This window comes from Salinisphaera sp. S4-8, assembly GCF_040361235.1.
In the GTDB taxonomy this organism is placed as follows: Bacteria; Pseudomonadota; Gammaproteobacteria; order Nevskiales; family Salinisphaeraceae; genus Salinisphaera.
This window is the reverse complement of record NZ_APNF01000001.1, coordinates 199,946-212,510: the sequence shown is the minus strand read 5'-3', so window position 1 is coordinate 212,510 and position 12,565 is coordinate 199,946. Positions and strand designations below refer to the sequence as shown.

At 62.3% G+C, this 12,565-nt stretch carries 7 protein-coding genes and 1 pseudogene; 5 read left to right on the top strand and 3 right to left on the bottom strand.

Annotated features, from left to right (window positions below; genetic code table 11):
• Positions 1-42: 42 nt before the first annotated feature.
• From S4A8_RS00980 to S4A8_RS00960, 5 genes and pseudogenes are all read left to right on the top strand, one after another.
• Positions 43-1,410, top strand: coding sequence for a NarK family nitrate/nitrite MFS transporter (locus S4A8_RS00980; RefSeq protein WP_353218676.1), 1,368 nt, complete (start codon positions 43-45; stop codon positions 1,408-1,410).
• A gap of 64 nt (positions 1,411-1,474) precedes the next feature.
• Positions 1,475-2,653: pseudogene (locus S4A8_RS00975) on the top strand (NAD(P)/FAD-dependent oxidoreductase); the annotation flags it as partial.
• A 35-nt stretch (positions 2,654-2,688) separates the two neighbouring features.
• Complete coding sequence (locus S4A8_RS00970; protein WP_353218675.1) at positions 2,689-5,364, top strand: molybdopterin-dependent oxidoreductase; 2,676 nt, start codon at positions 2,689-2,691, stop codon at positions 5,362-5,364.
• A 411-nt stretch (positions 5,365-5,775) separates the two neighbouring features.
• Entirely contained in the window at positions 5,776-7,707 is a 1,932-nt protein-coding gene (locus tag S4A8_RS00965) for a NirA family protein (RefSeq protein WP_353218674.1), read from the top strand.
• Positions 7,708-7,925: 218 nt separating this feature from the next.
• Positions 7,926-9,494 carry a sulfite reductase subunit alpha gene (locus S4A8_RS00960; RefSeq protein WP_353218673.1) on the top strand — a complete coding sequence of 523 codons (1,569 nt, stop codon included), beginning with the start codon at positions 7,926-7,928 and terminating at the stop codon, positions 9,492-9,494.
• A 7-nt stretch (positions 9,495-9,501) separates the two neighbouring features.
• Here the strand turns inward: S4A8_RS00960 and S4A8_RS00955 are convergent, their stop codons facing one another.
• The 3 genes from S4A8_RS00955 to S4A8_RS00945 all read right to left on the bottom strand — a co-directional run bounded on the left by S4A8_RS00955 (position 9,502) and on the right by S4A8_RS00945 (position 12,421).
• Positions 9,502-10,335 (bottom strand): PHP domain-containing protein, encoded by an 834-nt coding sequence (locus S4A8_RS00955; RefSeq protein ID WP_353218672.1) that lies wholly within the window; start codon positions 10,333-10,335, stop codon positions 9,502-9,504.
• 764 nt (positions 10,336-11,099) lie between these two features.
• Positions 11,100-11,282, bottom strand: coding sequence for a hypothetical protein (locus tag S4A8_RS00950; protein ID WP_353218671.1), 183 nt, complete (start codon positions 11,280-11,282; stop codon positions 11,100-11,102).
• A gap of 74 nt (positions 11,283-11,356) precedes the next feature.
• Positions 11,357-12,421 carry an aldo/keto reductase gene (locus S4A8_RS00945; RefSeq protein ID WP_353218670.1) on the bottom strand — a complete coding sequence of 355 codons (1,065 nt, stop codon included), beginning with the start codon at positions 12,419-12,421 and terminating at the stop codon, positions 11,357-11,359.
• Between the last annotated feature and the right edge of the window lie 144 nt (positions 12,422-12,565).

Sequence of the window (12,565 nt, the reverse complement as noted above, 5' to 3'; positions counted from 1 at the left end):
TTGTCTTTGCTTATCGATTTCATCCGCTGGAGCGCCTGAATCATGGAACTTGCCAATAAAGCGACCCGCATCCGCCTGTTCGATTTCAAATCGGTACAGATGCGGGCCTTCCACATGAGCTGGCTGGCCTTTCATCTGTGCTTCTTTGGCTGGTTCGGCATCGCGCCGCTCATGGCGGTGGTGCGTGAAGACCTCGGGCTGGACAAGTCCCAGATCGGTTCGACCATCATCGCCTCGGTGGCGATTACGGTGCTGGTACGCCTGCTCATCGGCCCGTTGTGCGACAAGTTCGGTCCGAGGAAGACCTATTCGTCGCTGTTGATTCTGGGCTCGATTCCGGTGATGTGTATCGGTTTTGCCGACAGCTTCGAAAGCTTTCTGCTGGCGCGGCTGTGTATCGGCGCAATCGGTGCATCGTTCGTAATTACCCAGTACCACACCTCGGTGATGTTCGCGCCCAATATCGTGGGCACGGCGAATGCCACCACCGCGGGCTGGGGCAATCTCGGCGGCGGGACCACCCAGATCGTCATGCCGCTGATCTTTGCTGCGATCGTATCGCTTGGGGTGAGCGAAACACTGGGCTGGCGTCTGGCCATGGTGGTGCCGGGCGTGATTCTGTTTGTGCTGGGTATCGCCTACTGGAAATTCACCCAGGACGCGCCCGACGGCAACTATTCGGACTTGCGCGCCGCCGGCAAGATCCCCGAGGCCAAGGACGAAAACAGCGGCTGGTCTAGCTTTCGCAAGGCGGCGAAGGACTATCGGGTCTGGGCACTGTTCGTGGTCTATGCCGGCTGCTTCGGGGTCGAGCTGACCATCAACAACGTCGCCGCGATCTATTTCTTCGACAACTTTGAAGTGAATCTGGAAACCGCGGGGCTCATCGCCGGCCTGTTCGGCCTGATGAACATCTTCGCGCGCACCATGGGCGGCTTCTTTTCTGATCTGTCTGCCCGCTACATGGGCCTGAACGGGCGTGTGCGCTTTCTGTTTCTGGCCATGTTCATCGAAGGCATCGCACTGATTGCGTTTTCGCAGATGGAAGTGCTGGCCGCCGCCATCGCCACCATGATCGTGTTCAGTCTGTTCGTACAGATGTCCGAAGGCGCGACCTTCGGTCTGGTGCCGTTCATGAACAAAAAGGCGCTGGGTGGTGTGAACGGCATCGTGGGTGCGGGCGGCAATGCCGGCGCGGTACTGGCCGGCTTTCTGTTCAAGAGCGAATCGCTGTCCTACGGCCAGGGGCTGATGATTCTCGGCTGCGCGGTGATCGTGTGTTCGTTCTTCGCCTTCTTCGTGCGCTTCTCGGCCGAGGTGCTGGCCGAAGAAAAAGCGGCCTTCGATACCGCCTCGGCCGGCGACGACCCGATCAAGGTCCGTGGCAGCGATTCGCCGGAACCGGCATAGGAGCCGTGCGGTGAGCGATAACGCAACCCAACCCAGGCTCGATCTGGTGGTCATCGGCAACGGCATGGCTGGCGTGCGCGTGCTCGAAGACCTGCTCGACGCCGCGCCCGAGCGCTACAACATCACCGTATTCGGTGCCGAGCCGCATGCCAGCTACAACCGCATCATGCTCTCGCCGGTGCTGGCGGGCGACAAGGATTTCGCTGAAATCGAAACCCACGGACGCGACTGGTACGAAGACCACGACATCACTCTGTATACCGGCGAAGCGGTGGTCGATATCGACCGGCGCCGGCGCATGGTGGTCTCCGAATCCGGGCGTGAGATCGGCTACGACCGGCTGCTCATGGCCACCGGTTCCACGCCGTTCATTCTGCCCGTGCCCGGCCACACGCTCGATGGCGTGATCAGTTTTCGTGATATCGGCGATGTTCATCGCATGGTCGAGGCCAGTACCAACGGGGGCAAGGCGGTGGTCATCGGCGGCGGCCTGCTGGGCCTCGAAGCCGCGTACGGCCTGCACAAGCGCGGCATGGACGTGACCATCGTGCATTTGATGGAAACGCTCATGGAGCGCCAGCTCGACCCGCGTGCGGCCGAGCTGTTGCAGTACTCGCTGGCCCAGCGCGGTCTGTCGTTTCGTATGGGCGCCAAGACCGCGGCCATTCTCGGCGATGAAAACGGTCAGGTCACCGGCCTGCGTTTCGACGATGCCGACGACTCGGAGCTGGCCGCCGATATCGTGGTCATGGCGGTGGGCATTCGGCCCAATGTCGAACTGGCGAAAAAAGCCGGTCTGCATTGCGAAAAGGGCGTGGTGGTCAACGACACCATGCAGACCTACGACCCGCGGATCTATGCCGTGGGCGAGTGTGTCGAGCATCGCCAGGCGGTCTATGGCTTGGTCGCGCCGTTGTGGGATCAGGCCAAGGTCTGTGCCAACCATCTGGCCTATCGCGGCCATACCCAATACGAAGGCTCGGTAACCGCCACCCAGCTCAAGGTTACCGGCATCGATGTCTATTCCGCTGGCGATTTTTCCGACAGCGAGGGCAGCGAGGCGCTGGTGTTCTCCGATCTGCGCCGCGGCGTCTACAAGCGCATCGTGCTGCGTGACGACCGTATCGCCGGTGTCGTGCTCTATGGCGATACCCGCGACGGCGGCTGGTATTTCAAACTCATGCGCGAAGGCGTGGATGTATCGGGCTTTCGCGATCTGCTGTTGTTCGGCCAGGCCTATGTAGCGCAGCAGGAACCGATCGACGCGGAGGCCGCGTGATGAGCGCCGTGACCACACGTACGACCTGTCCCTACTGCGGTGTGGGCTGCGGGGTGAATGCCGTCGTCGATGACGATGCGGTCAGTGTGGCCGGCGACGATGCGCATCCGTCCAATCGCGGCCGTCTATGCTCCAAGGGCACGGCCCTGGCCGATACCGTGGGCCTGAATGATCGGCTGCTGTATCCCATGGTGGATGGTCGGCGGGCGAGCTGGGACGACGCGCTCGATGAAGTCGCGACGCGCTTTGGCGAGATCATCGCCGAGCACGGCCCCGACGCGGTGGCGTTCTATGTCTCCGGCCAGCTGCTCACCGAGGATTACTACGTCGCCAACAAGCTGATGAAAGGCTATATCGGCTCGGCCAATATCGATACCAACTCGCGGCTGTGCATGTCGTCGGCGGTGGCCGGCCACAAGCGAGCCTTTGGCGAGGACGTAGTGCCCGGCTGCTACGAAGATCTGGAGCTTGCAGATCTGGTGGTGCTGGTCGGCTCGAATACGGCCTGGTGTCATCCGGTGGTCTACCAGCGCATCGTCGCGGCGCAGGAAGGGGATGCCAACAAGAAACTTGTCGTGATCGATCCGCGCCGTACAGCCACCGCCGAAGGCGCCGATCTGCATCTGCCGCTGGCGCCGGGCACCGACGTCCATCTGTTCAACGGCCTGCTGGCCTATCTGGCCGGCCAGGGCATCGAAAGCGATCTGCCCGGTGCTAGCGAGGCGCTCGCCCAAGCGCAGCCGATGAGCGATATCGAAGCGGTGGCCGAAGCCTGTGGCGTGGACGCCGAAACCGTGGCCGCCTTCTTCGCGCTATTCGCAAAAACCGAACGTACGGTGACGGTGTTTTCTCAGGGTGTGAACCAGTCCTCGGCGGGCACGGACAAGGTCAACGCTATTCTCAATTGCCATTTGCTGACCGATCGGATCGGCAAGCCGGGCGCCTGTCCGTTCTCGATCACCGGCCAGCCCAATGCGATGGGCGGGCGCGAGGTCGGCGGGCTGTCCAGCACGCTGGCCGCGCATATGGGCTTCGACGCGGCCGAGCGGGTACAACGCTTCTGGGGCTCGCCGGCCATTGCTGACGAACCGGGACTCAAAGCCGTCGAGCTGTTCGAGGCCATCGAGCGCGGCGAGATCAAGGCCGTCTGGATCATGGCCACCAATCCGCTGGTGAGCCTGCCGCATGCCGATCGTGCCAGGCGCGCGCTCGAGGCCTGCGAGTTCGTCGTGGTATCGGATTGCATGCGGCATACCGATACGGTCGACCGTGCCCACGTACTGCTGCCTGCCGCGGCCTGGGCAGAAAAAAGCGGCACGGTCACCAACTCCGAGCGCATCATTTCCCGCCAGCGTTCGTTCTTGCCCATGCCGGGCGCGGCGCGTGCGGATTGGGACATCATCTGCGATGTGGCCCGCCGGATGGGGTTTGCCGAGGGCTTCGCCTTCGATAGCGCGGCCGCGATCTTTCGTGAGCATGCCGCGCTGACCGCCTTCGAAAACGACGGCGATCGCGTGCTCAATCTCGAAGGCCTGGCCGAGATCGACGACGCCGAATACGACGCCCTCGAACCCGTGCGCTGGCCGGTGCATGCCACCCAGGCGCTGCGTGCGGTGGGGGCGATGGCCGCCGAACAGGACAGCCGGCGTCTGTTTGTCGACGGGGTGTATCCCACCGCCGATGGCAAGGCGCATCTGGTGGCGGTCACGCCGCGCGGCCCGGCCAATGCGGTGAGCGAACAATGGCCGTTGGCACTGAATACCGGGCGCATACGCGATCACTGGCACACCATGACGCGTACCGCCAAGTCGGCGCGCCTGTCGGCCCATATTCCCGAACCGTTCGTAGAGGTACATCCCGCCGATGCCGAACGCTACGGCGTGGTCGACGGGGCGATCGCGACCGTCTCGACGGCGTGGGGCCAGGCCCATGTGCGGGTGATCGTGACCACAGCACAACGCGCGGGCACGCTGTTTGTGCCCATGCACTGGAATGACCAGTTCGCCGCGCGAGCACGAGTGGGTGCGTTGGCCAATCCGGCGGTCTGCCCGATTTCGGGCGAACCCGAATTCAAACATACGCCGGCCGCGATCGCGCCCTTCAAGGCTGCCTGGCACGGCTTCATTCTGGCCAGCCGGCCGCTGCTGCTGGCCGGTGAGGCGAGCATCGACTACTGGGTGAAGGTGCCGGGCGAGCGTTTCTATCGCTACGAAGTCGCCGGCCTGAACGTGCCCGGCGACTGGGCGACGACTGCACGCAGCTGGATTGGCGTGGGCGAGCGCACGGCCGACTGGATGGAAGCCGCGGACGCGAAAGCCGGCCGCTATCGCGCCGCCCATATGGATGCCGGGCATATCGAAGCCTGTGTATTCGTTGCCCCCGAGCCGGCTGCACTGCCCGAACGCAGCTGGCTGGCCGGGCTGTTCACCGGCGAACCGGTCGACGAGGCCGAGCGTATCGGCCTGCTGGCTGGCCGGCCCGCTGACCCGGGTGCCGATCCGGGCCCGCAGGTGTGTTCGTGTTTCGGCGTGGGCCGCAACACCATTCTGCGCGCGATCAACGAACAGGGGCTGGGTTCAGTTGCGGCCGTGGGCGAAGCGCTCGACGCGGGCACCAACTGCGGTTCCTGCAAGCCCGAAATCGCCGCGCTGATTGCCGAAGCGGGCGAAGAATGACGACAACGATGGTTATGAACAGACGTCACCGTCTACGCGGATTCCAGACAAGACCTTTGTCCGCAGATCGACGCAGATTTACGCAGACAAGACAGGAAAGAAGAGAACCGGCGCGAGCGAATGGACAGATGAGAACAGATGGAAAAGTTTTTGTAGAAGAAAGGATGGTCGTCCGGAACGCCCTGTTGCGCTCGCGGCCGGTGGGTTCTTACAGCCGCTGTGCCATTCGCGTTTATTCGCGTTCATTTGCGGACGATTTCTTCGTTCATCGCTTGCCCGCGAACGAATTCAATCGATCCTCGCGAACCGACATTCGCGGTCGGTTGCGTCCTTTATCTGCGTAGACCGGCGTTGATCCGCGGATGACGCCTTCAAGAACACGACTCGTGATTTAACGATTCGGAGCCCAACATGACCGACCAGAGTTTCGACGAAGAACAGCAGCGCTATCTCAAGGGCGTGACCGCCGGGCTGCATATCGCCCGCGGCGTGCCCGGCATGACGGGGCTGACGACCGGCAAGCGTCTGCGCCCCGACGATTTTCATTCGCAGGCGCGCATTCGTGCCCAGGCGATGGGCGGCGAGCTGACCAGCCAGGAACAGGCCAAGGCCGATCTCAACCCCAACGACATGTGGGACGAGATGGTGCAGCTGGCCAACGCCGGCGAATACCCCAAGGGCGAAGACGTCTTTCTGATGAAGGGCCGCGGCATGTTCTATGTCGCGCCCAATCAGGACAGTTACATGTGTCGGCTGCGTATGCCCGGCGGTATTTTCTCGTCCCACCAGTTTCGGGCAGTGGCGGATCTGGCCGAAACCTACGGCGGTAGCTATACCCATGTCACCACGCGCGCCAATCTGCAGATTCGCGAGATCGGTGCTAAGGATCCGGTGAACGTACTCAGCGGCCTGGCCGACGTCGGCTTGATCGTGCAGGGCTCGGGCGGCGACAACATTCGCAACATTACCGGCAGCCCGCTGGCCGGCATCGATCCGGACGAGCTGATCGATGTCACGCCGTACTGCAAGCAGATGCACCACCATATCCTCAATCATCGCGAGCTCTACGGGCTGCCGCGCAAGTTCAATATCGCGTTCGACGGCGGTGGGCGTATCAGCGCGCTGGAAGGCACCAACGACATCGGCTTTTCGGCGGTGCTCCCGAAAGCCGACGGCCCGCTGCCACGCCGGCCGTATTTCCGGATGGGCCTGGGCGGCATCACCGGGCACAAGGATTTCGCCCGCGATACCGGCGTCATGCTCAAGCCCGAGGAATGCGTACCCGTGGCCCATGCGGTGTTGCATGTATTTCTGGCCAACGGCGATCGCACCAGTCGCGACAAGGCACGGTTGAAATACGTGCTCGATCGCTGGGGCTTCGACAAGTTCATGCGCGAGGTTCAGAAGCAGCTGCCGTTCACCCTGCGGCGTTATCCGCTGTCGCGCTGCGAGGCCCGGCATCCGGTCGAAAAAGCCGGCCATATCGGTATTCACGACCACGGCGACAATAAACAGTACGCCGGCGTAGTACTGCCGGTTGGCAAGCTCACCGTAAAACAGATGCACGGCCTGGCGGATCTTGCCGACCGCTATGCCGATTCGAAGATGCGTACCACCGTCTGGCAGAACCTGGTGCTCGGCAACGTCGACAAGTCCGACATCAACGCCCTGGTCAGCGGTATCGAGGAACTCGGCCTGCACGTGAACGCCAGCCCCGCACGTACCGGCATGGTGGCCTGTACCGGCAGCTTTGGCTGCAAGTTCGCCAACGCCGAAACCAAGGGCAACGCGCTCAAGCTGGTCGACCATCTCGAAGCCAAACTGGATCTCGACGAGCCGCTCAATATCCATATGACCGGCTGCCCGAATTCCTGTGCCCAGCATTATGTGGGCGATATCGGCCTGCTCGGTGCGCGCGTGGCCGACCCGGACGCCGACGATCCGGAAGAGGCCGATCAGGTCGATGGTTTCCACGTCTATATCGGCGGCGGCTACGAAAGCGAGGAAGGCATCGCCCGCGAGCTGGCGAGCTCGATTCCGGTCGTACACCTGAACGCCTATCTGGAAAACCTGCTCGGTCTGTATCTGGAAGAACGCCACGACGGCGAGCGCTTCGTTGCCTTTGCACGGCGCCAGAACATCGACGAGCTGCGCGAGCGCCTCGCCCAGCGCTCGGACAAGGCAGCCGCGGCGCAAACCGAATCCGAGGAAAAAGCCTATTCCGAAGCCGAGGCCCAGGCCGATACGCCGGAAGAGGTCAAAACCGAGCGCGACGAAGCCGCCACGGATGACTACGACCGTAGGCCCGAGGAAGCCGACGAAACGCAGCAGCACTCCGCCTGATTAGGCCTTCAGGGTCGAAGGCAGTGATCCGCAGATTACGCAGATTTCACAGATTGAATAAGGGCGTTGCTCAATATTTGCATGCGAAGTCGCTTATCGGCGTTTTCCAGGAACAGCCATTTCGACTTTCTTCAAATCTGCGTCATCTGCGCAATCTGCGGATGGAATTTTTCGAAGCGGGCAACAGCATCGTATGCCCGCGTACGAGGTAGAACAGGATGCCCACACAAGTCGATTTGATCCCCGAAGACGCGCCGTTCGAGGCCGAACAGCGCGAATGGCTCAACGGCCTGATATCGGCGCTGGCTGGCTGGGAAGGCTCGCTCGGCGGCGCCGAGCAGGGCAGCGGCGAGGCCAAGGAATCCTTTCCCTGGCACGATCCGGGCCTGGAAATGGACGAGCGTATGGAGCTTGCCGAAGGCAAGCCGCATGAACGCCAGCTCATGGCCGCCATGGCCCAGCTTGACTGCGGACAGTGCGGCTATCTGTGCAAGACCTATGCAGAAGCCATCGCCTTCGAAGGCGAGGATCTCAACCGCTGTGTGCCGGGCGCCAAGGAAACCGAACGCAAGCTCAAGGAGCTGGTGGCCGAGCAGGAGGCGGCCAAGGGCGGTGCGAGCGAAGAGGAAGACAAGCCCAAACCCGAACCCAAGCCGAAGAAGAAAGCGCCGCTGGGCACACGCGACAACCCCTACATGGCCAAGCTCAAGTCGAGCACGCCGCTCAACGCTGAAGGCTCGAGCAAGGACACCCGCCATGTGGTGATCGACCTCGGGGATTCCGGCATCGAATACGAGGCCGGGGATTCCATGGGGATCTATCCCGAGAACGACCCGCGCACCGTGGACGCCATTCTTGCCGATATCGATGCCTCCGGCGGTGAAAAGGTCAAATCCCACGACGGCGAAAACAAGCTCCTGCGCGAGGTGCTGCTCAAGGACGTCGATATCACCAAGCCCAGCGACGATGTCGTCTCGGTGCTGGCGGAATCGGCTACCGATGCGGATGAAGCCGAAGATCTGCGCATGCTCGCCGAGCGCGGCGTGGAAGAAGGCCAGACTTTGCTGGAAATCGTGCGGGTCTACCCGAGTGCCCGGCCGAAATTACAGGACATGGTCGATGCGCTCGGCCCGCTCCAGCCGCGGTTGTATTCGATTGCCTCCTCGTCGCGGCAGTACCCAAACGAAATCCATACCACGGTCGCGGTGGTAAAGACGGCCGTGTATGGGCGCGGTTACAAGGGGGTGGCATCGACGTTTCTGGCCAAGCGTCTTTCGCGCCACGGTGAAGTGCCGATGTACATCCAGCCCAGTCAGGAATTTCGGGTCAACAAGGATCCGGATCACCCGGCGATCATGATCGGCCCCGGCACCGGCATCGCCCCGTTCATGGCGTTTTTGCAGGAACGCGAGGCGCGTGGCGACGCGGGCAAGAACTGGGTGTTCTTCGGCAACCCCGAGTCGGCCAAGGATCATATCTACAAGGAACAGCTGGAAAAATGGCGCAGTAGCGGGCTGATCAGCCGGCTGACGCTGGCGTTTTCGCGTGATCAGAAGGAAAAGGTCTACGTACAGAACCGCATGCGTGAACAGGCACGCGAATTCTGGGCCTGGCTGGAAGCGGGCGCGGTGATCTATATCTGTGGCGATGCCGAGCGTATGGCCAAGGATGTCGACAAAGCCCTGCACGATATCGTCATGGAGCAGGGCGATATGAACGAGGCCCAGGCCAAGCGGTATGTGGAAACGCTGTCCTCAGAGCATCGCTATCTGCGCGACGTGTACTGATCGGCCATCAGTCGCCAAAGCGCGGATCGTCCCAGACGCTGCGCATGCCGCCCGGCAGCGCGCGCAGTCGCCCGAGCGCGAGCCAGAACTGTTCCGGCGCATGAAAATCGGAACCCACTGATCCGGCCAGCCCGTGTTGATCCGCATCGCGGGCGGCGGTGACTTCCTGCTGGCGGTCGGTGGTGCCGGTACAGATTTCCAGGCCGTCGCCGCCGACCGCCGCGAACGCGGTCACCGCGCGTTGACGCCAGGCGCCCGAAAACCCGTAGCCGAAGGGATGCGCCAGTACCGCAATCCCGCCCGCGCCGTGGATCCATTGCACGGCGCGCAGCAAAGTCGTCCACTCCACGGATACATGGCCGTCTCGGCCGGGGCGTAGATAGCGTTTGAAGGCCCGGGCGTTGTCGCGGCAAATGCCGTCCTCGACCAGCAGCCGGGCGAAATGCGGGCGCGTTATCTGGCCGTCGCCGGCGAGTTCTTGTGCGCGTTCCAGCGCATTCGCAACCCCCTGTTTTTCGATCTTGTATGCGATGCGCTCGGCGCGATCGCGGCGGACCTGCTGCAGGGCGGCTAGGCCTTCGGTTAGGCCGGCGTCGTTTGCCTCAAACGCCAGGCCCACGACATGCAGCGTACGCCGTTGCCAGGTCACCGAAATTTCCACGCCGTTGACCAGGCGTATGCCGTGCGCGCTGGCGGCCGTTCGTGCTTCGGCCAGGCCGTCGATCGTGTCGTGGTCGGTCAGCGCCAGTGTTTCGACGCCGGCGTTGGCGGCGCGGGCGACGAGTTCGGTGGGCGTCAGGCGGCCGTCGGAGCGCGTGGAATGGCTGTGGAGGTCGATCACGGGTCGTATGGTCGCATGTTGTTCTGCTCAAACTCTTTGGCGGGTATTGTTACTGAGGTTGGGTACTGGATAAGAGTCGGCACTCGTTCCTGTTCTGGCTGAAGAAATCCCGCGATTGAGCCACGCGCTTTTTGGTATTCGCGAGCTAGTCGTTCCTTCTGTTTCGCACTGCTGTGCGAGTGACTTTCATTTGCTTGTCCAAATTTAAGTAACCAACACAAAAGACACCCGGCACAGCGCCGGCTTCGCCGGTGCACTCCGATGCGCAGAGTCGACGGGATGCGCGCAGAACTCGGATCGCTTTGGCGATCCTCAGACATGCTGCGCGCACCGGCGCAGTGCGCCGGACACCCGTCGCCACTACGCCTCTGCGTCGCTGTACTAACGGGGCCCGCATACAAACCGAAGACGCCCTTCGGTCAAGCTATTAGTACGGGTACGCCAAAACCTCCAGGCACCGAGCTACCGCCGGATTAGCCCGTGGCCAATCCGACATAAACAAAACGGGGCATCGAGCGAGCGCCAGCGAGCTTGTCTGTATTCGGGCCCCTTGGGCGCAGCGCTGAGCAGCGCAGCCAGCAAGCGGAAAAGACGGCCGGATGTTTGAGCGCAGCGAGTTTCCGGCCGTCCCGCTTGCTGGCTGCGATGGGAGGGTATCGGCGCGAAGCGCCGACGCAAGACAGGGTGTCCTTTGCTTTGGTTACTTTCATTTGGACAAGCAAATGAAAGTCACTCGCGCAGCAGCGCGAAACCCCAAGCCGAAATCAACCCGCAACGTCGATTCCGAAAGCGAACGCTTCGGATTTTAAGTCTTCAATCTCTCCCCCATCGCTCGAATTTTTTCCGCGGCGCAGCGTGAAAACCAATCGCAGGTTGAACTCAGCGTCGATTGAAAACGTGCGGCGAGCATCCCGCTCCGAGACGGTGACTGAAACAAAAAACCCCACGGCACGTTCCCATGCCGGGGGGGCAGTCTGTCGGCCGTAATTGACGGCCGACCTTCGGGCCGGTTTACCGACTATCAGTCCTGATAGTCCTCGGCATGGTCGGCGTGCAGCACCCAGTCGGCCGCGCTAAAGCGGTCGTTGGCGTTCATGGCCTGGTGCCAGTACGGGTAGATCAGCCGCGGCCGGCTGACGCGTTCGATCGCTGCATGCTCGTCGGCGCTCAGTTCGAGCTGTGCGCTGGCGAGGTTGTCTTCCAGTTGATGCGCCTTGCGGGCGCCGATTACCGCCGTGGTCACGCCCGGGCGTTCGGTGATCCAGGCCAGGGCCACCTGGGCCGCGGATACGCCGTGGGCATCGCCGACCTCGACCAGGGTTTCGATCAGGTCGAACAGACGCTTTTCGTCGTGGATCGGCGGTTCCTGCCAGCCCTCGGAGAAGCGCGTACCTTCCGGCGCATCCTGGTCGCGGCGATACTTGCCGGAGAGCAGGCCGCCGGCCAGCGGGCTCCAGATCATGGTGCCGAGACCCGCATCATAGGCCATCGGCATGAGCTCGTATTCGGCTTCACGCGCCTGCGGCGTGTAGTGGATCTGCTGGCTGATCGGCTTGGTGAAGCCCTCGCGTTCGCAGACCTGCATCACCTTCATCGCCTGCCAGGCCGAGAAGTTGGAGATGCCGTAGTAACGGATCTTGCCGTGGCCGACGAGCGTGTCCATGAGCTGCAGCGTTTCTTCCAACGGCGTGGTGCCGTCCCACATATGCAGCTGGTAGAGATCGATATGGTCGGTATTCAGCCGCTTGAGGCTGGCTTCGACCTGTTCGCGAATATGCAGTCGCGACAGCCCGCCTTCGTTGGGGCCGTCGCCCATGGGAAACCGCACCTTCGTGGTCACGAGCACATCGTTGCGCTTGTCGCCCAGCGCCTTGCCGAGGATTTCCTCGGACATGCCGGCCGAATACATATTGGCGGTATCGAATAGATTCACGCCGTGGTCGATGCTCATATCGATGAGCTTGCGGGCGTCTTCGACGCCGGTGTTACCCAGCTTGGACATGAAGCCTTCGCCGCCGAAGGTCATGGTGCCGAGGGTGAGTTTGGAAACTTTCAGGCCGCTATTGCCGAGCGTGCGGTACTGCATGACGGGCTCCGTCGCTGTATGTGCGAGGACGGTTGGTATGACCGATCGACGTTTCAAACCAAGATCGGCGTTGCGCCGGAATCCGATACAGGCGATCGAACACAATCGGGGCGAGTTGTTGCGGCGCAGCAAAATCGCCTAGAC